This window comes from Amycolatopsis sp. NPDC051716, assembly GCF_040681595.1.
Classification (GTDB): Bacteria; Actinomycetota; Actinomycetes; order Mycobacteriales; family Pseudonocardiaceae; genus Amycolatopsis.
In genome coordinates this window covers 114,605-139,043 of the sequence record NZ_JBFAZA010000006.1, presented here as the reverse complement: position 1 = coordinate 139,043, position 24,439 = coordinate 114,605, and the positions used below count along the sequence as shown (strand labels likewise).

The 24,439-nt window shown below is 71.3% G+C and carries 23 protein-coding genes; 13 read left to right on the top strand and 10 right to left on the bottom strand.

Annotated elements, in window-relative coordinates:
• Nucleotides 1–37 precede the first annotated feature (37 nt).
• Together AB0M30_RS10125 and AB0M30_RS10120 are read left to right on the top strand one after the other, a co-directional pair.
• Nucleotides 38–562 (top strand): GNAT family N-acetyltransferase, encoded by a 525-nt coding sequence (locus AB0M30_RS10125; protein ID WP_364582172.1) that lies wholly within the window; start codon nucleotides 38–40, stop codon nucleotides 560–562.
• Nucleotides 559–1,674 (top strand): amidohydrolase family protein, encoded by a 1,116-nt coding sequence (locus AB0M30_RS10120; protein ID WP_364582169.1) that lies wholly within the window; start codon nucleotides 559–561, stop codon nucleotides 1,672–1,674. The genes AB0M30_RS10125 and AB0M30_RS10120 overlap by 4 nt, the downstream gene beginning before the upstream one ends.
• Here AB0M30_RS10120 and AB0M30_RS10115 read toward each other — a convergent pair.
• Nucleotides 1,658–1,837, bottom strand: coding sequence for a DUF397 domain-containing protein (locus AB0M30_RS10115; protein WP_364582167.1), 180 nt, complete (start codon nucleotides 1,835–1,837; stop codon nucleotides 1,658–1,660). The two genes, AB0M30_RS10120 and AB0M30_RS10115, sit on opposite strands and share 17 nt — an antisense overlap.
• A 6-nt stretch (nucleotides 1,838–1,843) precedes the next feature.
• Entirely contained in the window at nucleotides 1,844–2,695 is an 852-nt protein-coding gene (locus AB0M30_RS10110; RefSeq protein ID WP_364582165.1) for a helix-turn-helix transcriptional regulator, read from the bottom strand.
• Between the two features lie 209 nt (nucleotides 2,696–2,904).
• Between AB0M30_RS10110 and AB0M30_RS10105 the strand changes: the two genes are divergently transcribed.
• Both AB0M30_RS10105 and AB0M30_RS10100 read left to right on the top strand, forming a co-directional pair.
• The gene (locus AB0M30_RS10105; protein ID WP_364582163.1) at nucleotides 2,905–3,624 is read left to right on the top strand and encodes a YoaK family protein; all 720 of its coding nucleotides are present in this window, start codon (nucleotides 2,905–2,907) and stop codon (nucleotides 3,622–3,624) included.
• Nucleotides 3,625–3,784: 160 nt separating this feature from the next.
• Nucleotides 3,785–4,084: a hypothetical protein gene (locus AB0M30_RS10100; RefSeq protein ID WP_364582160.1), complete on the top strand. Its 300-nt coding sequence runs from the start codon at nucleotides 3,785–3,787 to the stop codon at nucleotides 4,082–4,084.
• Here AB0M30_RS10100 and AB0M30_RS10095 read toward each other — a convergent pair.
• From AB0M30_RS10095 to AB0M30_RS10075, 5 genes are all read right to left on the bottom strand, one after another.
• Entirely contained in the window at nucleotides 4,081–4,818 is a 738-nt protein-coding gene (locus tag AB0M30_RS10095) for an SDR family oxidoreductase (protein ID WP_364582158.1), read from the bottom strand. The genes AB0M30_RS10100 and AB0M30_RS10095 overlap by 4 nt on opposite strands.
• Nucleotides 4,819–4,893: 75 nt before the next feature.
• Nucleotides 4,894–5,754 carry an amino acid ABC transporter permease gene (locus tag AB0M30_RS10090; protein ID WP_364582156.1) on the bottom strand — a complete coding sequence of 287 codons (861 nt, stop codon included), beginning with the start codon at nucleotides 5,752–5,754 and terminating at the stop codon, nucleotides 4,894–4,896.
• Nucleotides 5,751–6,398, bottom strand: coding sequence for an amino acid ABC transporter permease (locus AB0M30_RS10085; protein ID WP_364582153.1), 648 nt, complete (start codon nucleotides 6,396–6,398; stop codon nucleotides 5,751–5,753). The genes AB0M30_RS10090 and AB0M30_RS10085 overlap by 4 nt, the downstream gene beginning before the upstream one ends.
• Before the next feature lie 86 nt (nucleotides 6,399–6,484).
• Nucleotides 6,485–7,411, bottom strand: coding sequence for a glutamate ABC transporter substrate-binding protein (locus tag AB0M30_RS10080; RefSeq protein WP_364582150.1), 927 nt, complete (start codon nucleotides 7,409–7,411; stop codon nucleotides 6,485–6,487).
• 55 nt (nucleotides 7,412–7,466) lie between these two features.
• A complete protein-coding gene (locus AB0M30_RS10075) occupies nucleotides 7,467–8,195 on the bottom strand; it encodes an amino acid ABC transporter ATP-binding protein (protein ID WP_199191382.1) in 729 nt (242 codons plus the stop codon).
• Between the two features lie 277 nt (nucleotides 8,196–8,472).
• On the opposite strand from AB0M30_RS10075, the gene AB0M30_RS10070 reads away from it, so the two are divergent.
• Both AB0M30_RS10070 and AB0M30_RS10065 read left to right on the top strand, forming a co-directional pair.
• Nucleotides 8,473–9,147: a response regulator transcription factor gene (locus AB0M30_RS10070; protein WP_360184479.1), complete on the top strand. Its 675-nt coding sequence runs from the start codon at nucleotides 8,473–8,475 to the stop codon at nucleotides 9,145–9,147.
• 4 nt (nucleotides 9,148–9,151) lie between these two features.
• A complete protein-coding gene (locus AB0M30_RS10065) occupies nucleotides 9,152–10,549 on the top strand; it encodes a HAMP domain-containing sensor histidine kinase (protein ID WP_364582147.1) in 1,398 nt (465 codons plus the stop codon).
• On the opposite strand, the gene AB0M30_RS10060 is transcribed toward AB0M30_RS10065, so the two are convergent.
• Nucleotides 10,546–11,472 carry a TAXI family TRAP transporter solute-binding subunit gene (locus AB0M30_RS10060; protein ID WP_364582145.1) on the bottom strand — a complete coding sequence of 309 codons (927 nt, stop codon included), beginning with the start codon at nucleotides 11,470–11,472 and terminating at the stop codon, nucleotides 10,546–10,548. The genes AB0M30_RS10065 and AB0M30_RS10060 overlap by 4 nt on opposite strands.
• Before the next feature lie 51 nt (nucleotides 11,473–11,523).
• Nucleotides 11,524–11,877, bottom strand: coding sequence for a helix-turn-helix domain-containing protein (locus AB0M30_RS10055; protein WP_364582142.1), 354 nt, complete (start codon nucleotides 11,875–11,877; stop codon nucleotides 11,524–11,526).
• A 92-nt stretch (nucleotides 11,878–11,969) separates the two neighbouring features.
• On the opposite strand from AB0M30_RS10055, the gene AB0M30_RS10050 reads away from it, so the two are divergent.
• On the top strand, nucleotides 11,970–12,464 hold the full coding sequence (locus AB0M30_RS10050; protein ID WP_364582140.1) for a hypothetical protein: 495 nt from the start codon (nucleotides 11,970–11,972) through the stop codon (nucleotides 12,462–12,464).
• Nucleotides 12,461–13,522, top strand: a complete 1,062-nt coding sequence (locus AB0M30_RS10045) for an LLM class flavin-dependent oxidoreductase (RefSeq protein WP_364582137.1) — start codon at nucleotides 12,461–12,463, stop codon at nucleotides 13,520–13,522. Before AB0M30_RS10050 ends, AB0M30_RS10045 begins: the two co-directional genes overlap by 4 nt.
• 14 nt (nucleotides 13,523–13,536) lie before the next feature.
• Here the strand turns inward: AB0M30_RS10045 and AB0M30_RS10040 are convergent, their stop codons facing one another.
• Nucleotides 13,537–15,489, bottom strand: coding sequence for a hypothetical protein (locus tag AB0M30_RS10040; RefSeq protein ID WP_364582134.1), 1,953 nt, complete (start codon nucleotides 15,487–15,489; stop codon nucleotides 13,537–13,539).
• A 230-nt stretch (nucleotides 15,490–15,719) separates the two neighbouring features.
• On the opposite strand from AB0M30_RS10040, the gene AB0M30_RS10035 reads away from it, so the two are divergent.
• The 5 genes from AB0M30_RS10035 to AB0M30_RS10015 all read left to right on the top strand — a co-directional run bounded on the left by AB0M30_RS10035 (nucleotide 15,720) and on the right by AB0M30_RS10015 (nucleotide 24,313).
• Nucleotides 15,720–16,820, top strand: coding sequence for an ROK family protein (locus tag AB0M30_RS10035; protein WP_364582132.1), 1,101 nt, complete (start codon nucleotides 15,720–15,722; stop codon nucleotides 16,818–16,820).
• A 165-nt stretch (nucleotides 16,821–16,985) separates the two neighbouring features.
• A complete protein-coding gene (locus tag AB0M30_RS10030; RefSeq protein WP_364582129.1) occupies nucleotides 16,986–17,942 on the top strand; it encodes a sugar ABC transporter permease in 957 nt (318 codons plus the stop codon).
• A 25-nt stretch (nucleotides 17,943–17,967) separates the two neighbouring features.
• Nucleotides 17,968–18,807, top strand: a complete 840-nt coding sequence (locus AB0M30_RS10025) for a carbohydrate ABC transporter permease (RefSeq protein WP_364582127.1) — start codon at nucleotides 17,968–17,970, stop codon at nucleotides 18,805–18,807.
• A 27-nt stretch (nucleotides 18,808–18,834) separates the two neighbouring features.
• A complete protein-coding gene (locus AB0M30_RS10020) occupies nucleotides 18,835–20,148 on the top strand; it encodes an extracellular solute-binding protein (protein WP_364582125.1) in 1,314 nt (437 codons plus the stop codon).
• A gap of 7 nt (nucleotides 20,149–20,155) precedes the next feature.
• Nucleotides 20,156–24,313, top strand: a complete 4,158-nt coding sequence (locus tag AB0M30_RS10015) for a glycoside hydrolase family 38 C-terminal domain-containing protein (RefSeq protein WP_364582122.1) — start codon at nucleotides 20,156–20,158, stop codon at nucleotides 24,311–24,313.
• Nucleotides 24,314–24,439 lie beyond the last annotated feature (126 nt).

Here is a 24,439-nt window from a genome sequence, read left to right as displayed (position 1 = left end):
CGAGCGTCTTCTCGTCCGCGCGTGCCAAGGTGGGGGCATGGAGATCGAACTGCTGCCGCCGTCCGCCGCAGCCGCGGTGGTCGAGCGGGTGACCGGGTTGGTCAACCAGGTCTACGCCGAGTCCGAGAAGGGGCTCTGGCAGGGGAGCACCGACCGGACGTCCGTCGACGAGATCACCGGATACGTGACGGCCGGGGAGATCGCCGTGGCCTTGGTGGGCGGGGATGTCGCCGGGTCGGTGCGGATCCAGCGGCTCGACGAGGCGACCGGGGAGTTCGGCATGCTCGCCGCCGACCCGGCGCGGCGGGGGCTCGGCGTCGGGCGGGAGCTCGTGCGGTTCGCCGAGCGGGCGAGCCGGGAAGCCGGGTGCCGGGAGATGCAGCTCGAACTGCTCGTGCCGCGGGACTGGACGCATCCGTCGAAGCAGTTCCTGGCCGACTGGTACGGCCGGCTCGGCTACCGCGTGACGCACCGCGCCGACCTCGCCGAGGACTACCCGCACCTCGCGCCGTCGCTGGCCACGCCGTGCGACTTCCTGATCTATCGCAAGGACCTGCGGTGACGGTGCTCGCCGGGGCGCTCGTCTTCGATCCCGAAACCGGGGAGAGCGCCCGTGCGGACGTGCGGCTGGACGGCTCGCGCATCGCCGAGGTGGGGCTGGGCCTCGACGGCGAGCGCGTCGACTGCTCGGGCGGCCTGCTGATCCCCGGGCTCATCGACTGTCACGTGCACGTGGCTTTTCCCCGGCCCGAGCCGGTGCCGCGCAGTGCGCGGATCCTCGAAGCCGTGCCCGTGCTGCGCGGGTTGCTGGCGCGCGGGATCACCACCGTCCGGGACGCCTGGGGCGCCGATGCCGGGTTCAAGCACGCCCTGCGCGAAGGGTGGATCGCCGGGCCGGACCTGCTGGTCAGCCTGCGGCAGCTGTCGCCGACCGGCGGGCTCGGCGACAGCTGGGAGCCGCCCGCGGGCGCCGTCGACCACTACGGTGACCCGTCGCTGCCCGACCCGCTGTTCGACGGGCCGGACGCCGCCCGCGCGGCGGTTCGCCGGATGGTGCGCGCCGGCGCCGACTGGATCAAGGTCGGCGCCAGCGGGGCCATGCGGGCGGTGCGCGACGGTGTCGACGTCCGCCCGACCGACGACGAGCTCGCGGCACTGGTCGACGAGGCCCGCCGCGCCGGCCGGGACGTCCTCGCCCACGCGCACACGTCCGCCGCGGTCGTCTCGGCCGCCCGCGCGGGGGCGCGCAGCATCGAGCACGGCACCTTCCTCGACGACGACGCCGTGGCCGCCCTCGGGAACGCCTGGTACGTGCCGACGCTCTCGCCGATCAGCGACAGCGAGTTCGCCGAGACGCACCGCCGCTCGCTTCGGCTCGCGGTGGAAGCCGGTGTCCGCGTCGCCGCCGGTTCCGACCTCGCCCCGCGTCCCCATGTCGATTTGACGACCGAGCTGCGGCTGCTGGCCGCGGTGCTCGGCGAGGCGGCCGCGCTGAAGGCGGCCACCTCCGAGGCGGCTCGGCTGCTCCGGCTCGACGACGACCGCGGCCGGGTCGAGCCGGGGCTGCGCGCCGACCTGGTGCTGCTGGACGGCACGGATCTCGACGTGGCTGACCTGCCCGGGCGGACCCGGGCGGTCTGGCACGACGGGAAACGCGTCAGCGCAGAGAGCTGAGCAGGGCGTTCCACGCGGGGTGGGGGACCGTCAGGTGCCCGGCCGCGGGCGCCTTCGAGTCGCGGACCGCGGTGACCTGCGAAGTCAAGGCCACCTCCACGCACGTCTGGTGTTCCTGGCCTTCGCTGTGGCTGCTCTTGAACCAAGTCCGCTCGCGGGCCACCCTCGATCACTCCCTCCGGCGTTCGTACTCGTCCGAGAACCGGACGAGCCACTCCCGTGATTGTCCCTCGGAGAGAGCCACTTGTTCCAGCCGTGTGACGAGAAGGTAGAAGGCCTCCACGGCGATGCGGTCGTCCACGAACAATCCCGCGGTGTAGGTCTCTTCGTAGACCACCGGGGCGTGTTCGGGGAACTCCATGACCGTGAAGGTCGTGCTCAGCACGCGGAACGTGGGATCCGACTCCGGCACCACCCGGATGACGCAGTGCGGCAGGTTCGTGGTGAGCACGAGGTTCTGCAGCTGCTCGTGCATGAGCGCCGGATTCCCCACGACCGAGCGCAAAGCGCGCTCGTGCACGAAGAAGGTGCAGACCGGCGGGGCGGGGCGTTGCAGCAGCTGCTGCCGGTCCACCCGGGCCCGCGTGAGCATGCCGAGCCGGTCGGAGGTGTAGCGCCCGGTGAGTTCGAAACAGGTGTGGACGTACTCCTCCGTCTGCAGCATCCCGGGGATGGCGGCCGGGCTGTAGTAGATGATCGATCGCGCGAGGTTTTCCTGGATGATGAGGGACTTCATCGGGTCGACGAGCTTGTCGAAGTAGGGCCGCACCCAGTAGAGGTCGCCGGGCGGCTTGGTCAGTTCGAGGAGCCGCGCGCGTTCCGCGGCCGTGGTGCCGCAGTGGGCCAGGTAGATCGCCGCGTCGATCGGCGAGATGCTCCGGCCGTTCTCCCAGGCGGACACCTTCGACGCCGACCAGTCCGCGCGGCGGGCCAGCTCGCGCAGGGTCAGCCGTTTCAGCTCGCGCTGGCTCTTGAGTTCGCAGGCCATTTCCCGCGTGCGCACCGTGCTCTTTTCGGTCATGCCACGGACGGTAGAGGGAACCTCCGACAAAACGCCGCTCGCCGCGCGCGGATTCACCGCAAGGAGGTCGCTGTTCCGCCTGTGTGACAACGGAAGCAGCGCGCGAAGCGCTGTGAAGCCGCTTCGCGGGCGAAGCTGCTTCGCGCTTTCTTAAGCGATATACGAAATACTTATTTGGAATCTGCGGGCGGCCGGTGTTGAATGCAGTCATGGCTGAACCGAAACCACGGGACCTGGCCGTCCTGCTGCTGACGCTGACCGTCGTCACCGGCGTGGTCGACGCCGTCAGCTTCCTCGGACTGGGGCGGGTCTTCGTCGCCAACATGACCGGGAACGTCGTGTTCCTCGGCTTCGCGGCGGCGGGGGAGACGACGTTGTCGGTGCTCGCGTCGCTGACCGCCGTGCTCGCGTTCCTGGCCGGCGCGCTCGCCGGCGGGCGGCTGGCCCGGCGCGAAGACGACTACGACGCCCTGCGGCAGGCGACCGCGGCGCAGGCGGCGCTGATCGCGGTGGCCGTCGTGCTGTCGGCGACCCTGGGCAGTGCCACGCGGCTGGGCAGCGAACTGCTGATCGTCGTGCTCGGGCTGGCGATGGGCCTGCAGAACGCGGCCGTCCGCCGCATCGGCGCACCCGACCTGACGACGACGGTGCTGACGATGACGCTGACCGGGTTCGCGGCGGATTCGAAGGCGGCCGGCGGGCCGGGCTCGCACCCGCTGCGGAAGGTCGCCGCCGTGGGGGCGATGCTCGTGGGGGCCTTCGCGGGCGGGCTGCTGCAGCTGCACGTCGCGATGTGGGCCGCGCTGGCGGTGGCGCTCGCGCTGGTCCTGGGCGTGCTCACCGTGCTGCACCGCACGCGGCGGAACGGCGCCAAGGGGGATTCTCTGTCCACAAAGGATGTATCGGGAACCGAGGGAGAGCCGGGATGAGCGCCGGATTCGTGCGGCTGTACCGGCGGGACTGGTCACCCGGGCAGGTGCGCCGCCGGGTGGACTCGCTGGAGGCGGCCGGGATGGTGCTGGGCCAGGTCCGCACCGGCGGATCACGTCGCTCAGCGGCGAGTGGGAGACCTGCGGCGAGCAGATCGAAATGGACGCCGACGTCATCTGCACGCTGACGCGGCTCGGCGACGTGGTCGTCGAGTACTACAGCCTCGACGGCTTCGGCGGCCCGGTGTACCGGAAGGGACAGGACACGGTGATCCGCCCCCTGCCGGCCGAGTTCCGGGCGACCGGGCCGTCCGCGATCGGGCTGGTCGCCGACCGCTGGGGGCCATCGCAGGAGACCGACCTCGACGACATCGTGACCGGCGGCCCGACTCCGGCGAGGGGATCCTCGCGCTGGCCTCGTGACGGGCTGACTCATGGCAAAGCCAAGCGCCCCTGCTAACCGAGCGCTCGGCCGCCGTCGACCAGGAGGCGCTGGCCGGTGATGAAGCCCGCCTCCTCCGAGGCGAAGAAGCTCACCGCCGCGGCCACCTCCTCGGGGGTGCCCAGCCGTCCCACCGGGACCGATGCCCGGTACTCCTCGCGCTCGGCTCCCGGCACCTCCGCGTGCCGCTCCACCGGGATGAACCCGGGCGCCACCGTGTTGACCGTGATGCCGTCCGGGGCCAGTTCGCGTGCCCACGCCCGGGCCAGGCCGATCTGGGCGCTCTTCGCCGTCGCGTACGCCGAGCGGCCGGGTGGCGGGCGGTCCGCCACCTCCGAGTCGATGTGCACGATGCGGCCGTGGCGGCGGGCGCGCATCCCCGGCAGCACCGCGTGGCCCAGCAGCACCGGCGACCGCACGAAGAAGTCCAGCTGGGCCAGGTGATCCGGCCAGCCGGCCGACGACACCGGTGCCTCCGGCTGCGGGCCGGTCGCGTTGAGCACCAGCACCCCGATCGGGCCCAGCAACGCCGTGACGGCGTCGACCAGGTCGCCGGCCTGGCGGCGGTCGGTCACGTCCGCGGCGAACGCCGCCGCGCGGCCGCCCTCGGCGAGGATGGCCTCCGCGGCGGTCTTGAGGTCGGCCGTGTCGTGCCGGCCGTTGACCGCGACGGCGAACCCGTCGCGGGCCAGCCGGCGCGCGATCACCCGGCCGAGACCCCGGGAACTGCCGGTCACCAGTGCGACACCCATGCCGCCGACGCTAGGGGACACCCCGGGACACGACAAGGCCCCCGGGACACGTCCCGGGGGCCTCGAACGGGTGACTCAGGCCGAAGCGGCCACGAGGTTGTCGGTCGCCGCGGGCGGGGCCGCCACGACCTTCTTGTTGCGGCGGTTGCGCCGCTCCAGGTACGTCGCCAGCGCCGTCAGCAGCAGGCACATCACCACGTAGATGGCGGTCGCCACGATCGTCGACGGCACGATCGGCCGCCCGAACGTGCCCTGTGAACCGATGTAGCGGGCGTAGTACAGCAGCTCCTGGTAGGTGATGATGAAGCCGAGCGCGGTGTCCTTCAGCAGCACGACGAGCTGGCTGATGATCGTCGGCAGCATCGCCCGGACCGCCTGCGGCAGCAGGACCAGGAACATCACCTGGGTCTTGCGCATGCCCAGCGCGTACGCGGCTTCGCTCTGGCCCTTCGGCAGCGACTGGATGCCCGCGCGGAAGACCTCCGCGAGCACCGAGCCGTTGTACAGCGTCAGGCCGAGGACCACACCGAGGAACGGGCTCGTCGGCACGCCGACGGTCGGCAGGCCGAAGTAGAACACGAACATCAGGATCAGCGCGGGGATGGCGCGGAAGAACTCCACGACGAACCCGGCGATCCCCCGGATCCACGCGTGGTCGGACAGCCGGCCGGCCGCGAAGATCGCGCCGAAGATCAGCGCCAGCACGGCCGCGGCGGCGAACGCCTGGAGCGTCGACAGCACCGCGTTGGCCAGGTCGCGCTGCACCTGCGCGTACTGCAGCCACTCCCACTTGCGGGCGGTGAACTGGCCGCTGTCGTAGAAGCGCCACCCGATGTAGCCGAGGAACGCGAGCACCACGAGCGTGCCGACCACCGCGTAGGTGCGGTAGCGCAGCCGGGCCTTCGGACCGGGGACGTCGAACAGCACGTTACTCATCGGGCCACGCTCCAGCGCTTCTCCAGGCTGCGTTGGACGAACGACAGCACGGCGACCAGGATGATGAAGCCGAGGGCCACCCACAGGAGGCCGACCAGCTGGCTCTCACCGCGTTCGGAGAGGTACGCGCGGATCGCGCCGGCCTCGGCGACGGAGAAACCGGCGGCGATGGTGGTGTTCTTCAGCAGCGCGATCAGGGTGCTGATCAGCGGCGGGACGACCGACCGCAGCGCCTGCGGGAGCACGACCTGGCCGAGGATCTGGGTGAACGTCAGCCCCAGCGCGCGGCCCGCCTCGGCCTGGCCGACCGGCACGGTGTTGATGCCCGAGCGCACGACCTCGCAGATGAACGCCGAGGTGTACACGGTCAGGGCGACCACCGCGGCCGGGAAGTAGTCGAGCTTGACGATGTCGAGCAGCGGGTACGCGAACACGAAGAACGCGAACACCAGGGTGAGCGGCGTGTTCCGGGCGATCGTCACGTACGCCGTGCCGACGGCGCGGAAGACGGGGACCGGGCTCACCCGCAGCATCGCCAGGATCGTGCCCCAGACCAGCGCGCCGACGGCCGAGAGCAGGAACAGCTCGATCGTGGTGAGGAAGAACGGACCGAACAGGTCCAGGTTGTTGAGCAGGACGTCCATGGAGCCTTCCCCGCGTCCGTGGTCAAGGGGTGGATGGAGAAGGCCGGTGGACCGGGAAGCCCGATCCACCGGCCGTCACGCGTGCGTCAGTACTTCTCGAGGGTCGGCTTCTTGGCGGCCGAGCCCGACTTGCCGAGGGTGGCGTCGTAGATCTTCTGCCAGGTGCCGTCGTCCAGCGCCTTCTGCAGGATCTCGTTGACCTTGTCGCGAAGGACCTTGTCGTCCTTGTTCAGGCCGATGCCGTACTTCTCCGTGGAGAACGTCTGGCCGACGACCTTCAGGCTGTCCGGCTCCTGGGCCGCGTAGCCCTTGAGGATCGCGTCGTCGGTGGTGACCGCGTCGACGTCCTTCGACTGCAGCTTCTCGACGCACTGCGAGTACTTCTGGAACTCGACGATGTTGCCCGGCTCGGTCAGGTTCTCCGAGCGGATCTTCTGGATCGGGGTCGAGCCGGTGACCGAGCAGACCTTCTTGCCCTTGAGGGCGTCCTTGCCGGTGATCGAGCTGTCGTCCTTGCGCACCAGCAGGTCCTGGCCGGCGAGGAAGTACGGGCCGGCGAAGGAGACGAGCGCCTTGCGCTTGTCGGTGATCGAGTACGTGCCGACGTAGTAGTTCACGTCGCCGTTCGCGATCGTCTGCTCACGCGCGCCCGAGTCGACCGTGCGGAAGGTGATCTTCTCCGGGTCGAAGCCGAGGCCGGCCGAGACGAGCTTCGCGATCTCGATGTCGAAGCCGCCGAACTTGCCGGTCGTCGGGTCCTTCATGCCGAGGCCCGGCTGGTCGTCCTTGGCGCCGACGGTCAGCGCGCCGGCCGACTTCATCTTGGCGAACACCGGGGAGCCGGCCAGGTCGACGCCGGTCGCGACCGGGTAGCTCAGCGCCGCGGGGGCGTTCGTGCCGCTCTGGTCGCCCGAACCCGGCGTCGCCGGCGTGCCTTCCTTGCCGCAGGCGGTCAGCGTGGTCAGCGCCAGCCCACCGGCGAGCAGTCCCACCGCGAGGGTGCGGATCCTCATGTGAATCTCTCCTGTGTGTCGATCACCCGGGCGCCGACGGCGCCGCGGACCGTGCTCAGTGGGTAAGGATCTTGCCGAGGAAGTCCTTCGCGCGCTCGCTCTTGGGCGCGGTGAAGAACGATTCCGGCGTCGTGTCCTCGACGATCTCGCCGTCGGCCATGAAAATCACCCGATCGGCTGCCCGCCGGGCGAAGCCCATCTCGTGGGTGACGACGAGCATCGTCATGCCGTCCTTGGCCAGCCCCGTCATGACGTCGAGGACCTCCTGGACCATCTCCGGGTCCAGCGCCGAGGTCGGCTCGTCGAACAGCATGACCTTGGGCCGCATCGCCAGCGCCCGCGCGATGGCGACGCGCTGCTGCTGGCCACCCGAAAGCTGCGCCGGGTACTTGTCGGCCTGGTTGGCGATGCCGACCCGCTCCAGCAGCTCCATCGCCGTCTTGCGCGCTTCGGCCTGCGAGGTCTTGCGGACCTTCACCGGCGCGAGCATGACGTTCTCGACGATGGTCTTGTGCGCGAACAGGTTGAACGACTGGAACACCATGCCGACGTCGGCCCGCAGCGCGGCCAGGGCCTTGCCCTCGGCGGGCAGCGGGACGCCGTCGACGGCGATCTCGCCCGAGTTGATCGGCTCCAGCCGGTTGATCGCCCGGCACAGGGTCGACTTGCCCGAGCCCGACGGGCCGAGCACCACGACGACCTGGCCGCGAGGCACCTCGAGCGTGATTTCCCTGAGCACGTGCAGGTCGCCGAAGTACTTGTTCACGGCGGACGCCTTGATCATCGGCGCCGCCACCTCCGCGGTCATCTGGCCTCCCGGGTCGTTCGTGCAAATCGGGCATGGGTCACCACGCGATGGCGAGAACCTACCGTTGCTGCACCGGCTGGCAAGGCCGCTTGAGCAATACTTAGGGTTTCAAGTGAGTATCGATGTCCATTTTGGCGGGTGTCCACCGGAGTCACGGGGAGTGACCGTCCGGGTGGCCGGTGCGGGACCCGCCCGGACGTCCTAGAGTTCGCCCTACCGGCCGGTGGAGCAGGTCACCATGGGAGGCGGACGGGTGCGGGTGCTGCTGGTGGAGGACGACGACCGGGTCGCGGGTGCGCTCATCCCGGCGCTGACCCGCCGTGGCCTGGCGATCGCCCGGCTGGCCACCGGCGCCGGGGTGCTCGACCGGGTGCACGAGGTCGACGTCATCCTGCTCGACCTCGGCCTGCCGGACATCGACGGCGTGACGCTGTGCCGCCAGATCCGCGCGGTCAGCGACGTCGCGATCATCGTCGTCTCGGCGCGCGGCGAGGTCGACGACCGGATCCAGGGCCTGCGCGCGGGCGCCGACGACTACCTGGTCAAACCCTACGACGTCGAGGAGCTGCTCGCCCGGGTCGAGGCCGTGCGCCGCCGCCGCGGGGAGCACGGCGCCGCCGAGCCGGTGGTCATCCGGGTCGGGGACGTCACCGTCGACGTCTCGCGGCACGAGGTGCTGGTCGACGGCAAGGCGGTCGCGCTGTCCCGCAAGGAGTTCCAGGTGCTCGCGCTGGTGGCGGGCGCGCGCGGCGCGGTCTGCTCGCGCGAGCACGTGCTCACCGAGGTGTGGGGTCACCGCGGTCCCGCGGAGAGCCGTTCGCTGGACGTCCACGTCGCGACGCTGCGGACGAAGCTGGGCCGCCCGGCGCTCATCGAAACGGTCCGCGGGGTCGGGTACCGGCTCGGCGGCCAGGTCGCCCGGAGCTGAGGGCGTGCGCGTCCGGCTGCAGGGCATCGTGCTGACGCTGGTGGCGTTGCTGGTGTTCGGCCTGGGCATCCCGCTGGCCAGGAGCATCGCCGCCGGCGCGCAGCAGGACCTGTTCCTCGACCGGCTGACCGACACCGCCCGGTTCGCGTCGCTGGCCCAGCGGCCCCTGCTCGACAACAAGCCGGGGCTGATCAACCCCGACCTGGTCCGCTACAACGACGTGTACGGCGTCCAGGTGGCGGTCGTCGACCAGGACGGCAAGCTGTTCGCCTCGTCCCTGGGGCCGGACGCGGCGCGCATCGACCTCAAGTCCGAGCGGATCGGCGGGCCGATCAGCGAGGCGCTCGCGGGCCGCCGGTCGCAGCCGGCGGGCGTGCTGATGCCGTGGGATTCGACGCCGCTGGTGCTCGCCGAGCCGGTGCTGGCCGACGGCGAGGTGCACGGCGCGGTGCTCACCGTGTCCGAGACCGGCACCGAGCGGGCGGACGTGCTGTGGTGGTGGCTGCTGCTCGCCGCGGGCGGGATCCTCGCCTTCACGCTGGCGCTGGCCGTGGCGATCCCGGTGGTCCGCTGGATCCTGCGGCCGGTGCACCGGCTCGACGACGCGACCGGGGCGCTGGTGGCGTCGGTGGTGAGCGGCCGGGAGGCCGAGCCGGTGGGGGAGAGCGGCGGGCCGCCGGAGCTGCGGCAGCTCGGCCGGTCCTTCGACCGGATGGCGTCGAGCGTGTGGGGCGCGCTGGCGGCGCAGCGCGCGTTCGTCGCCGACGCGTCCCACCAGCTGCGCAACCCGCTGACGGCGTTGAAGATCCGCCTCGGCAACCTCGAAGGCCACGTCGTCGACGAGCCCGCGGCCGCGGACCTGGAGGCCGCGAGGGTCGACGCGAGCCGGCTGCACCAGATCCTGGACGGGCTGCTGACGATGGCCCGCGCCGAGGCGTCGACCGGCGAGCTGGACCCGGTGGTCCTGGACGAGGCCGTGGCGGACCGCGTCGCGGACTGGTCGGTGGTGGGCGAGGCCCGGGACGTCCGGCTGGTGGTGGCGACCTCCGGTGACGGTGCGCGGGTGTGCATGCCACCGCGGGGCGCGGAGACGATCTTGGACGCGCTGCTGGACAACGCGCTGAAGTTCACCGCGGCGGGCACGGAGATCCGGATCGCGGTGGTGCGGGAAGAGGACCGGGTGCGGTTGTCGGTGCGCGACCACGGGCCGGGGTTGCAGCCGGAGGAGCTCGATCGCGCGCTGGACCGGTTCTGGCGCAGCCCGGCGCACCAGAACGTGCCCGGGTCCGGGCTGGGACTGGCGATCGTGAGCGAGATCGTCGCGCACTCCGACGGGGAGCTGGAGCTGGACCTGCCCGAGGGCGGCGGGCTGCGGATCTCGATGGTGTTCCCGGTCGCCTAGGTTTTCTGCGCCCGGTAATACCGCAACGCGCCCGGGTGCAACGGGATCGGCTGGGTCTCGATGCCCGGGTGGACGTCGATCGACAGGGCCGCCGGGTTCGCGCTCGCCAGCTGGGGGCGGGCGTCGAACAGGCCGCGGACCAGGGCCTCCGCCACCTCGTCGGGCATGGACTTCGGGACCACGAGGAAGTTCGGCACCACCAGCGTCGTCACCGGGAGGAGCTGGCCGTACGTGCTCGCCGGGATCGTCGCGGTGCTGTAGACCGGGCTGAGCGCCTGCACCTTCGGCATCACGTCGGCGAGGTCGAGCAGGCGCAGCCGGCTTCGGTTGTCCGGGTCCGCCAGTTTCGGCGTGGGCAGGCCGCCGGACCAGAAGAACGCGTCCACTTCGTGATTCAGCAGCGCGGAGACGGACTCGTCGAGGCCGCGGGGGGTCGTGCTGACCGAGTCCCGCAGCCCGACCGCGATGAGCAGCGACTTGGCGATGAACTCGACGCCGGACTGCGGTGAGCCGATCGCGATCCGGTGGCCGCTCAGCTGGGACACCGACCGGATGTCCGAGTCGGCCCGGACGACGATGTGCAGGTAGTCGTCGTGAACCCGGGCGAGCGCGGCGAAACCGGGATGGGCCTGGTAGCGGTCCGCGGCGACATCGGCCGCGACGAACGCGACGTCGGCCTGGCCGGCGAGCACCTTCACGACGTTGTCGGGCGAGCCCTGGGTCTGCAGCACCTGCGGCCGGTCGATGCCCAGATCGGCCTGCCAGGCGGAGGCGAGCGGCTGGGCGAGCTTGTAGTAGACGCCGCTGGAGTTGCCCGCGGCGATCCGCAGCTTGAGGTTCCCGAAGCCGGCGGTGCAGGCGGTGAGCACGAGCAGGAGGGCGGCCGCGATCGCGAGTCCGCGCATTCGCCGGCTGCTGGTCACGGCCTGATCGTGCCAGACTCCGCGGCTTCCGGTCAGCTCAGCCGCCGATGCTCAGCCGAGTTCTCCCGCCTGGTGCGCCGCCCAGTCGGCGCTCCACGCCTTGACCGCGTCCAGCACCGGCCCCAGCCGCGAGCCGATGCCCGTGAGCGCGTACCGGACCTCGACCGGCCGGGCGACCGTGACCACCCGCTCCACGACGCCGGCCAGCTCGAGTTCCTTGAGCCGCTGGGAAAGCATCGCGTCGGTGATCCGGGGGATGCGTTCGCGCAGCTCGGTGAACCGCAACGCGCCCGAGCGCAGCTGGTCCAGGATCACGCCGGTCCACCGGCGGCCGATCAGCTCGATGGCCGTGTGGAAGTCGGGGCGCTCGTTCGCGGGCGCCGGCTCTTCGGGTTTCGCCTCCATGTCGCCGATCACCGTAGCCCGCTCTGGCTTTCGTTGCCTACTATGTTTTCCATAGGGTACTTTGAAATGTGAAGCGACCAGGGAGGAACCCCATGACATCCGATCCGACCGGAACCGGCGCCCCCGTCCCGCACGAGCGCCTGCGCGAGCTGGACTTCTTCGTGGGCGGCTGGGACGCGCCCGGTGTCTTCCACGAAACCCCGTTCGGCCCGCGCAAGCCGATCCGGATGCGGATCGACGGCGCCCGGGAGCAGCGCGGCTTCTGGATCACGCTGGGCACGGCCGAACTGCCGACCCCGGAGAACCCGGCCCCGCTGAGTGCCCGATACATGTGGGGCTACGACCCGGCCGCCGGCGAATTCGTAGCCGACTGGTACGACAGCAACGGCGGGCGCGCGGTCCAGCGCTCCGCGGGCTGGGTGGGCGAGGAGTTGCGGTTCCTGGGAACCATCACGATGAACGGCGCCACCGTGCCCCTGCGCGACACGTTCACGCGCCGGGGCCCCGACGCGTACCACCACGTGGGCGAAATCCACCTCGGCGAGGGCTGGCTCCCGGTCGACGAAGAAGAAGCGGTCCGAGTGTGAGCCGGCCGGTCGACATCGGGGTCGCGTCGCTGGCCGACGTCCAGCCGGTCACCGTGGACGGCACCCGCCGCACGCACTCGGGCCGGGTCGAACAGATCGTGTCGCTCGCCGTGCTGGCCGACGAGCTCGGGCTGGATCACTTCGGGCTGGGCGAGCACCACAACCCCGGCTTCGCGGTGTCTTCCCCGGCTGTCGTGCTGGCCGCGATCGCGTCGAGGACGAGCCGGGTGCGGCTGACCAGTTCCGTCACCACCCTGAGCGCCCTCGATCCGGTCCGGGTCTACCAGGACTTCGCCACGCTCGACGTGCTGAGCGCGGGCCGCGCCGAGATCACCGCGGGCCGCAGCGCCTACCCCGAACCGTTCCGGCTCTTCGGCGTGCCCCTCCGCGACTACGACGACGCGTTCGAGGAGAAACTCGGGCTGCTGCTGAAGATCCGGGCACGACCGGCCGTCACCTGGGCGGGCCGGTTCCGTCCTCCGCTCGATGACGCGACGATCCTGCCGAGGGCCGTGCAGGAACCCTTGCCGGTGTGGCTGGGCGTCGGGGGCACCCCGGCCAGTGCGGCCCGCGCCGGAAGACTGGGCCTGCCGATGATCCTCGGATACATCGGCGGGACACCCGCGCACCTGCGCCGGCTGGCGGACGTCTACCGCGAGGCCGGCGAGCGGTCCGGGCACGCGGACGACCTGCGGCTGGGCGTCGCGCTGCACTACTTCGGCGCGCCGAGCACGCGGCAGGCGACAGCGGCCTATCCCCACTACCGGGACTTCCTGCGCCCCAAGCACCCGGGTGGCGGTGGCTTCCTGATCACGTCCGAGCAGTTCGAGCTGGGGATGCGGGCCGGGCGGCACCTGATGATCGGGACCGCCGAGCACGTCTCGGCCAAACTCGCGGAGCTGCACGACGTGCTGCGGTTCGACCGGGTGCAGGCTTTGGTCGACTGGGGCGGGTTGCCGGCCGAGGCGGTGGCCGACTCGCTGCACCGGCTGGGCGAGGATATCGCACCGGCACTACGCCGGCACGTCGGCGAACGCACGACCGCGCCGGCCGGGTGACCGGCTCGGTGCCGTCATGGCCGCGCCGTCACCCGGAGGGCCGGCTCCCCGTCCGCGTCGCCCGCGGGATCGCCGACGACGACCGAGAAGCCCGGCGCGTCGATCACCAGGCCGTCCGCCGATTCCCGCACCCCGGCAGTGAAGGGGACGTCACCGTGCGGGCCGTACCGCACCGCGAAGACGGCTGAGCCCGGCGGGGAATCCGGCAGCGGGCCCGCGAGGACGTGGTTCGTGTCGGTCACCCGGTGCCAGCCCGCGTCCGGGTTTCCGTAGCCGCGGGGGTCGTCGGCCAGGGAGAACGCCAGCTGCTCCTGGGTCAGCCCGATCGTCTCCGGGCTGTTGAAGCTCGTCCGGCCCGCCGGGGGATTGACCACCCGCAGCGACGCCCCCGACGTGATGGCCAGGCTGCCCGCGTGCAGCGTGCCGCCGGTGTGCAGCACCGCACCGGGCTCGCTCAGGTCGAACGGCTCTCCGCCCGGCGAAGTCACCGTGACGATCTTGCGTTGGCCCGCTTCGGTTTCCTCCACATAAGGCAGTCCGGCCAGGAACTCGCACCCGGCCGCCGGGACCACCGCGAACAGCGTCACCCGCCGCTCCTCCGCCACCCACACCTGCTGGACGCTCACCAGCACCTGCTCCCGCGTCACCACCGCCTTCGTCACCAGCCGGGCCACGACATCGCCGTCGCGGGCGTCGCGGACGCGCAACGGGCCGAGCGGGCGGGTGAGCAGCGTGCACCCCAGCAGCGGGCCGATGCCGTGCTGGCCCGCCACGACGGACTCGATCACCGCCGCCCGTCCCGCGTCGATCAGGTACGGCGTGTGACTGCCCGTGAACGACACCGACGCGGTGCGGTGGCGCAGCGAATACGACGTCGTGACCGGGAAAGCCGGCGTCCGGTGCCAGGTGCTGCCGTCCTGGTACAGCCACACCGTCGTGAACGCGAAATGCCCGCTCGGCGCGCCGGTCCGGGCCAGCGGGTAGTAGCTGACGCGGCGGTCGCCCAGGTAACGGCCGAGATCCCTCTCCAGGTGCGCGCTGAAGTAGCGGAGGCCGAGCAGGCCTTCGGCGCCGCAGTGCTGCTCGCTGTAGCGGGGGCCGCCGTAGTCGAAACCGCGGGCCGACAGGCGGCAGTCGAGGTGGCGGGCCAGCTCCGCGCCGTCGTCGAGGAACAGCCGGTCGGCCGTGACCCGATGGGCCTGGGCCAGGAAGGACAGCGAGATCGGCAGGTAGTTCTGGTCGTGGCCGGCACCGTGCTCGGCCGGCAGCGCGAAACCGCGATCGATCACCCGCGAGGGCCGGATCACGTCGGTGTAGAGCCGCATGGCCGCCGTCGTGACGCGGTTGCCTTCGCGGTTTCGGGAAACCCGGTCGAGGTGGCGGCCGAGCATCAGGCCCGCGACGATCGCGCCGAGGGCCTGGTTGCCCGTCTGCTGGGGGTTGAACATGCTCGCTTCGGTCAGCCACCGCCAGTACCCGAGCGCCAGCTCGGTCACCGCGGCGTACTGGTCGCCGGTGAGCAGGCCTTCGCCGAGCTCGAGGACGTTGACCGCGTGCAGCATCGCCCACACCGTGCTCGGCCAGTCGCCGAAGGGGTGTTCGCCGTCGCCGGGCATGTACCGGGCGTACGGCAGGCCGCTGTGGCGGACGCGCAGGAACGGCTCGCCCGGGTTGTCGCGCCGGAACACCCGGTGCGCCAGGAAGAAGTCCAGGCCCCGGCCTACCGCGTCGGTGAGTGCCGGGTCATCGGACACGCCGCGCCGCCACGCCAGGCAGAGGAGGGAGAGCACGCCGAGGCCCATGTCCCCGACGTCGTCGTCGGCCGCGGGGTCCTCGAAGTTGCCGCACGCCTGCTGCGCGGCGAGCGCGGCGTCGACGGCGGCAGCGAGGACGGCGTCGAGGTGGGCGGGATCGTCGGGCAGGTCGTGCGAGCTCGCGTGCTGGCTCGGCAGCAGGATCGAATCCATCCGCTTCGCAGTCTCCCTGCCGTCCTGGGCGCAGGACTGGTCGAAGTGGTCAGGAAAGCGCTTTCCTGGACGACTTGCCCATCGCAGTCCGGAAAACGGGGGATGCGGCTGGGACCCGCACTTGGTTAAGTAGTAAACAAACGAACCCGTACGTTGTCAACGGGCCGGATCGCGGCGGCGTGGGCAACGCGGCGCATTCGACAGTTTCACTTCGGCGAAAGCAGGTGCAGATGGCGAAATCGGGCATCGGCGACCGGGCCGGCGAGGTCTTCGCCGCGCTGGCGGCCGCCGGCCAGGCCACCCGGCCGCAGCTCGCGGTGGCCTGCGGGCTGTCGAAGCCCACGGTCTCCCTGGTGATGGCGGAGCTGGAAGCCGCCGGGCTCGCCGAACGCAGCGGCAGCTGGTCCGGCGTCACCGGGCGGACCGCGGCGGTCTACCGGCTCGGTCCCCGGGCCGGGTACGTGCTGGCGGTGGACCGCGGCTCGACGCAGGTCGCGCTGCGGGCGACCACGCTCGCCGGGGAGCTGCTCGACGAAGACCAGACCACCCGGCCCGCGTCCGCGGAGGCCATGGTGAAAGCCGTGCTCCGCCGCGGAAGCGGGCGCGGTCCGCTTCGGGCCGTGGTGGTCGCGGTGTCCGATGTGGTCTCCCCGCCCGGCCGTGGTGAGCCGGCCACGATGGCGCGGGTCCGGGACGTCGTGGCCTCCCTCGGGCTGCCGGAGGGCGCGGCCGTGCACACCGAGAACAACGTCAACTGCGCGGCGATCGCCGAACTCGCCGAGGGGGCGGGCAAGGACCACGACAGCTTCGTGTTCCTGCAGGTCGGCGTGGCTATTGGAGCGGGGGTGGTGCTCGGGCGGCGGCTCGTCCGCGGGGCCAGCGGCGCGGCGGGGGAGGTCGCCCGCCTGGCCTATCCGTGGGCGGACGACCGGCCGCCGGTCCGGGACGCGCTGGAAGCGCGGCTCGGTTCGCGGGAGCTGTTGCGCCGCGCCCGGGAACGCCGCCCGGACCTGGCGCCGAAGACGGCGGCCGCGTTGTTCGCGCTGGCCGAGAAGGGGGACGCCGTCGCGCTCGAGATCGTCGCGGAACACGCCGAAGCCGTCGGGAACCTGGCCGCGTCGATCTGCGCGGTCGTCGACCCCGGCCTGGTCGTCCTGGGCGGCGGGGTGGGGCGGAACAAGCTGCTCCGGCCCGGCGTCGCCGCCACCGTCGAGCGGCTGAGCTGGCCGGCCGAAGTCGTGGTGAGCGAGCTGGGTGCCCGCGTGACCGTGCTCGGGGCCGCGCACCTGGCCAGGGAGAAGGGCATCCAAGCGGTGCTGGAGGAAGGGTGAACGAGTCGTTGACAGCGGTGGAGTGCCCTGCCTAGAGTGCCGAGAAAGCGCTTCCAGCTCCCTGGGACGGAACCACTGGAACCGCGTGCGTCGGAAGAAGTGCCACGGCAGCCGCCCGGTTTTCGGGAGCGCTGCCGGTCCACGCTGGAGTCCCGGGAGCAGCCGATGTCAGCCGAAGCCGCAACGTACCCTGTCGAAGCCGGGAGCCCACCGGCGGCGAAGCCCGCGCCCGCCCGGCGTCGCCGCAAGCGGCACAAGGACAACCTGGCCGCGTACCTGTTCCTGTCGCCGTGGTTCCTCGGGATCTTCGGGTTCGTCGTGCTGCCGATGGCCTACTCGCTGTACCTGTCGCTGACGAAGTTCGACCTGCTGAGCTCGCCGCAGTGGGTGGGCTTCGACAACTACCTGGCGATGTGGCAGGACGAGAAGTTCCTGCACTCGGTCAAGGTGACGCTCACCTACGTCGTCGCTTCGGTGCCGCTGAAGCTCGCGGTCGCGCTCGTCGTCGCCGCGGTGCTGAACCGGGGCCTGCGCGCGCTGGGGTTCTACCGCTCGGTCTTCTACCTGCCGTCGCTGCTCGGCGCGAGCGTCGCGGTGTCGGTGATGTGGCGCCAGATCTTTTCGCAGCAGGGCCTGCTGAACCAGATCCTCGCGATCTTCGGCATCCACGGTGCGGACTGGATCGGGGACCCGCGGTTCGCGCTGTGGACCCTGGTCCTGCTGTCGGGCTGGCAGTTCGGCACCCCGATGCTGATCTTCCTCGCCGGGCTCAAGCAGATCCCGAAGGACCTGTACGAAGCCGCGGAGCTGGACGGCGCCGGCCGGATCCGGATGTTCTTCCGGATCACCGTGCCGATGCTCTCCCCGGTGATCTTCTTCAACCTGGTCCTGGAGACGATCAACGCGTTCCAGACCTTCACCCCGGCCTACGTCGTCAGCGGCGGGCTGGGCGGGCCGATCGACTCGACCATGCTCTACACGCTTTACCTCTACCGCAAGGGGTTCTCGAGCCTGCAGATGGGCTACGCGTCGGCGATGGCGTGGGTCCTGTTCGTGGTGATCGGCCTCTTCACCGCGCTCTACTTCGCGTCTTCACGGCGCTGGGTCACCTACGCGGACTGAACTCCCCACGGCCGAAAGGACCGAGATGGCCATCAAGCCTGCGAAGACCCATTGGCGCGCGCACGGGGTGCTGCTCGCCGGGGTCCTCGTGATGATCTACCCGCTGGTGTGGCTGGTCGGGGCCTCGTTCAAGCCGGAGAACCAGATCTTCAGCACGCTCGACCCCATCCCGTGGCACTTCACCCTCGGGAACTACCTGAGCGGCTGGACGGCGACGGGCACGTCGTTCACCGTCTACCTCGCGAACTCCGCGACCATCGCGGTCTGCGTGGTGATCGGCAACATCGCCTCCTGTTCGCTGGCCGCCTACGCGTTCGCCCGGCTCGATTTCGCGTTCCGCAAGATCTGGTTCGGGTTGATGCTCGGCACGCTGATGCTGCCGTTCCAGGCCACGATGATCCCGCAGTACACGATCTTCTACAAACTCAACTGGATCAACACGTTCCTGCCGCTGGTGGTCCCGCAGCTGCTCGCGTGCGACGCGTTCTTCATCTTCCTCATGGTCCAGTTCATCCGGGGCATTCCCCGCGAACTGGACGAAGCGGCGGCCATCGACGGCGCCGGGCACGCCCGCGTCTTCTTCTCGGTGATCCTCCCGCTCCTGCGCCCGGCCCTGCTGACCACCGGCGTCCTGACGTTCATCTGGACGTTCAACGACTTCCTGCGCCAGCTGGTCTACCTGTCCGACAAGTCCCGGTACACGGTCCCGCTGGGCCTCAACTCCTTCATCGACCGGGCGAGCGGCTCCAGCTACGGCGGCATGCTCGCGATGTCGGTGGTCACCCTGGTGCCCACCGTCGCGGTGTTCCTGATCTGCCAGAAGCGCCTGGTCGACGGCGTCGCCAACTCCGGCATCAAAGGCTGAACCCCAACAGCAGAAAGTGAGACCGCCATGGCACAGCACCTGTCCAGGAGGGGATTCCTCGGGATCGCCGGGGCGGGGGTGGCCTCGGCCGCGCTCGCCGGCTGCGGTTTCGCGCCGCCGAGCAGCAGCGGGTCCGGCGGCGGGAACAACGCCCTGACCTTCCGCTGGTGGGGCGGCAACGCCCGCAACGACGCCTACCAGAAGGCGGTGAAGCTCTTCACCGACAAGACCGGGATCGCCGTCACCACCCAGTACTCCGGCTACGACGGGTACTTCGACAAGCTCAACACCGAGTTCGCCGGCGGCAACCCGCCCGACATCTTCCAGATGGACACCGCGCTCGTCAGCACCTACGCCGGCCGGAACGTGCTCACCGACCTGGGCACCTACGTCCCCGCCACGATCGGGCTGGACACCCTCTACGCGCCGTTGCGCACGGCGGGCACCGTCAAGGGCAAGACCTACGGCGTCGCTTCCGGCTCCGGCAACGCCCCGGTGCTCTACGACAAGACGGTCCTGGACCAGCTCAAGATCACCGCGCCGACGAGCGACTGGACGTGGCAGGACTTCGGCACCATCGCCACCGAGATCTCGAAGGCGTGGGGCCCGGACAAGTACGGCGCGCTGGACGCGTCGAAGGACGACTCGGGCGCGCTGCAGCCGTGGCTGCGCCAGCGCGGCAAGGACCTCTACACCGCCGACCAGACCCTCGGGTTCGGCCCCGAGGACCTGACCGAGTGGTTCACCTTCTGGGACGGCCTGCGCAAGGCCGGCGCGGTCTGCCCGCCGACGCTGCTGAGCAACACCGACGCGGCGACCGGCACCCACCCGTTCATCACCGGGCAGATCGCGATGACCACCGGCTGGGGACTCGCCCAGATGCAGCCGCTGACCCAGCACGAGCTGAAGCTGGTCGTCGTGCCCCGCGAGAACGGCAAGACGGGCCAGGCGCTGTCCGGCGGCGTCCTGCTGTGCATCCCGGTGAAGAGCAAGAACGCCGACGGTGCGGCGAAGCTGATCAACTTCTTCCTCAACGACGACGACGCGATCAAGACGATGAAGCTGCAGCGCGGGCTGCCGCCGTCGGACAAGGCGAAGAACCTCCTCGCGCCGACCGCCACGGCGCCCGAGAAGGCGGACATGGAGTTCGGCGAGTACGTGGCCGCGCAGGTCGCCAAGGACGGCCTGCCGACCGCGCCCACCGCGCCGCCGGGCTACGGCGACGTCAAGACGGCGCTCGATTCGGCGGCCAAGCAGGTCGCGTTCGGCAAGATGTCGATCGCCGCGGGCGTGACGCAGTTCTTCAGCGACGCCAAGAACGCACTCGCCAACGCGAAGTAGGAGAACTGTGCGCATCACCGCCGTGCGGGGCACCGATCTGTTCGTCGGCTCCGCGGCCGCGGCCCGCCAGGTGGTCCGGGTGACCCTGAGCGGGCCGCGGGCGCCGGTGCGGATCCGGGTCGAGGGCAAGCGCGTGTCCACGCCGGACCCGGTCACCGCCGACGTCCACCCGGACGGCGTCACCGTCGAGGTCGGGGTGGTCTTCCAGGCGCCCGAAGGCTCGTCGCATCGGGTCACCGTGGTGGCGGAGTCGGCCGGGCAGCGGGTCACGGCGGAGGCGGACCTCGTCGTCGCCGAGACCGGCTGGACGATGTGGATGGTGTCGCACTTCCACTACGACCCGGTGTGGTGGAACACCCAGGCGGGGTTCACCGACACCTGGCTCGACCTGCCGCTGGCGCAGGAGAAACGGATGAACTTCCAGCGGTCGGCGTTCGACCTCGTCCGCGCGCACCTGGAGGCGGCCCGCGACGACGAGGACTACCGGTTCGTGCTGGCCGAGGTCGACTACCTCAAACCACACTGGGACACCTTCCCCGGCGACCGCCAGGACCTGCGGCGGTTCCTCCGCGACGGCCGGATCGAGCTGGTGGGCGGCAACTACAACGAGGCCAACACGAACCTGACCCACCCGGAATCGACGATCCGCAACGCCGTCTACGGCGTCGGCTACCAGCGGGACGTCCTCGGCGGCGACCCGCGCTCGGCGTGGATGCTCGACGTGTTCGGCCACGACCCGGCCTACCCGGGGCTGATGGCCGACGCCGGCCTGGAGTCGAGCGCCTGGGCGCGTGGGCCGTGGCACCACGTCGGGGCGAAGCGGCACACCGGCGACATCGGCCGGATGCAGTTCCCGTCGGAGTTCGAATGGATCTCGCCGAGCGGGCGGGGCCTGCTGACCGCCTACATGGCCGACCACTACGTCGCGGGCTGGGGCATCGAGCGCCAGGACACCCTCGAAGAGGCGATGGAAGAGGCCTACCGGCAGTTCAGCACGCTGCGGCAGGTGGCCGCCACGCGCAACGTGCTGCTGCCGGTCGGGCACGACCACAACATCCCGTCGCGGTTCTGCACCGAGATCCACCGCGCCTGGAACGCCCGGTACGCCTGGCCGCGGTTCGTCGTCGGCCTGCCCCGGGACTTCTTCGCCGCGGTCCGCGCGGACGCGGCGGCGCGGGGCACGCCGATCAGCGTGCAGACCCGGGACATGAACCCGGTCTACACCGGCAAGGACGTCTCCTACATCGACACCAAGCAGGCCCAGCGCGCGGCGGAGGTGGCGGTGCTCGACGGGGAGCGGGCGGCGACCCTCGCCGCCCTGCTCGGCGCGCCCTACCCCCACGAAGCCCTCGACAAGGCCTGGCGGCAGCTGGTCTACGGCGCCCACCACGACGCGATCACCGGCACCGAGTCCGACCAGGTCTACCTCGACCTGCTCACCGGCTGGCGCGAAGCGGCCGACCGCGGCGGCGAAGTCCTCGAAAGCGCGATCGCCGAGCTCGCCCAGCACGCCGACACGACCGGGGACGGCGTGGCCGTCTTCGTGCTCAACACGCTGTCCTGGGCCCGGGACGCGGTGACGTCGGTGACCGTGACTCCGGGAACAACGGGCGTGCGGGTGGTCGATCCGGACGGCCGCCCGGTCCCCGCCGTCACCGACGCGGTCGTGCGCCACCCCGACGGCTCCCCGGAAGAAATCACGCTGACCTTCCTCGCTTCCGCGGTGCCCGCACTCGGCTACCGGGTCTACCGGGTCATCGACGCGGCCACCGTCCCGCCCGGGTGGACCGCCCGGCCGGGGCCGCTCACGATCGAGAATGACATCTACGCCGTCGAAGCCGATCCGGCGCGCGGCGGTGCGCTCAAGCGCGTCCAGGACCGGCGGACCGGCCGCGAACTGCTGCGGGACGGCGGGCTCGCCGCCGGGCTGGTGGTGCAGGACGAGCACGCCGAGCACCCGGTGTGGGGCGAGGGGCCGTGGCACCTGCTGCCGAAGGGCCCCGGGCACGGCCCCGGCGCGGCGGAAGTCGTCGTCGAGACCAGCCCGCTGGGGGAGCGGCTCGTCGCGACCACGACCCTGGACGACCTGCGGATCACCCAGCGCACGACGTTGTGGCGCGGAGTGTCCCGAGTGGACGTCCGCACCGAGGTCGACGGCTCGCTGGGGCAGGACCGGCTCCTGCGGGCCCGGTTCGACTTCGCCGTCCCCGGTGCGCTGCCGGTCGCCGAGGTCGGGTTCGCCGCGATCGGCCGCTCGGCCGGCTTTCCCGACGTCGACGCGGCCGAGCACCTCTGGACCCTGGACACCCCGGCCCACACCTGGGCCGGGCTGTCGGCGACCGCCCGCGTCACGCTCACCCGCGACGACGGCACCCGGGCCGCGCACGCCATCGGCGTCGCCGAAGTGGTCGAGCCCCTCACACCCGGGCTCGAGGTCCGGGCGCTGGTCGCGGCGCTGGCCGCGAAGGGCGTCACGGCGACCTGCACCCGCCCCGGCGGTCCGCGCTACGGCGCCCTCGACGTCGACTCGAACCTGCCCGACGTCCGGATCGTCGTCGGCGCGGACAACCCGTTCGCCGCCGAAGTCCTCGCCTCCGCCGAGCCCGGGTACCGGGACGCCCTGGCCCGCCACGGCCGGGTGTTCGTCCCGGCGACCCGGACCCGGCGTGAAGCCTGGGTGCCCGACGCCGATCTGCGGGGTCCGCGGGACCTGCCGGTGGTGATCATCGACGACGTCAAGGCCGCCGTCGCCGAGCTGCGCGCCGAAGCCACCCTCGACGTGCGGCTCCCCGGCGGGCTGCCCGGCACCGCCGAGCCCGCCGACGACTACTCCGTCGCGGTCGTCAACCACGGCACGCCCGGGTTCGTCGTGGACCCGGAAGGCACGCTGCACCTGTCGCTGATGCGCTCGTGCAGCGGCTGGCCCAGTGGGGTGTGGATCGACGGCGAACGCCGGACCGCGCCGGACGGCTCGAGTTTCGCCTGGCAGCACTGGACGCACACGTTCGGCTTCTCGATCGTCGCCGGCGAAGGGGACTGGCGGGACGCCGGTTTCCCGCGCGGTGCCCAGGAAGCCGCGCACCCGCTCCACGCCCGTCAGGTACCCGCCACCGAAGGCACGTTGCCACCCACCCTGAGCCTGATCGCGGTCGAGCCGGCCGAAGTCGTGCTGACGGCGGCGAAACCGGCGGGCAACCCGCTCGCCTCGGGCTCGGTGATCGGCCCGTCGGACGCGATCACCTTGCGCGTGTACGAATCGACCGGGTCCTCGGCCACGGCGTCCATCGCGCTGCACGGTGGGATCCGGTCGGCCTGGCGCACCGATCTCCTCGAGGAGAAGGGCGAACCGGTCGACGTCGACGACGGCCGCGCCCGCGTCGAACTCGGGGCCGCGGACGTGGCGACCCTCCGGCTGGAACCCGCCGCCCGCCTTGAATCCGGCCGGGAACCCGCCACCGAACCCGTGCAGCCGGTGCACACCCGGTACTGGCTGCACAACGAAGGCCCGGCGCCGGCCGGCAACCTGCCGGTGAGCGTGCACGTGACGCCCACCCGGGCGAAGCTCGAGGACGGGCGAGCCCGGCTGGACGTCACGGTGAGCTGCAGCGGCCGCCGGGCCCGCGGCCGCGTCGCACTGCAACTGCCCCCGGGGTGGCATACCGAACAGGTCCCGGACTACGACCTCGAGCCGGGGGAGTACGCGAAAACGACGGTCGAGGTGCGGGGACCGGAGACACCCGGCCGGTACCTGATCGCCGCCCGGATTTCCGACGACGCCGGGCAAATCCTCGAAGACACGGCAGAAATCCTGGCCGGGCCACCGCCGTCGCGCGACGACCTCGTCGACGTCGGACTCCCGCCCGGGCCGATCACCCTGGGACCGGGTGGGCGTGCCGAGCTGCCGGTGTCGTTGACGAACTTGGCCGAAAGCGAGATCCGGGGCGGGATCACCGCGATCAGCCCGTTCGGCAGCTGGGCGGACGAGGTGACGATCGGCCCGCGGGCCCAGCCGTTCCGGCTCGCCGCCGGCGAGAAAGCGACGGTGCCGATCACCGTCCGCGCGGGACACACCGCCCGGCCGGGCGCGCACTGGTGGGTGCTCGTCCGCGTGACCGCACACGGGCGGCTCGTCTACAGTCCCGCCGTCGAAGTCCGGATCGAGTGAATTCGTCGAATTCGTGACACCCCCGAAAAAGATCAGGTTACTGCCCGGCGAATTACTCCGGACGCTCCTTGACCGGGGCCCGGCCGGACGCTGATCATTCCAGCGATTCCCGTGCGCTTTCCGGCG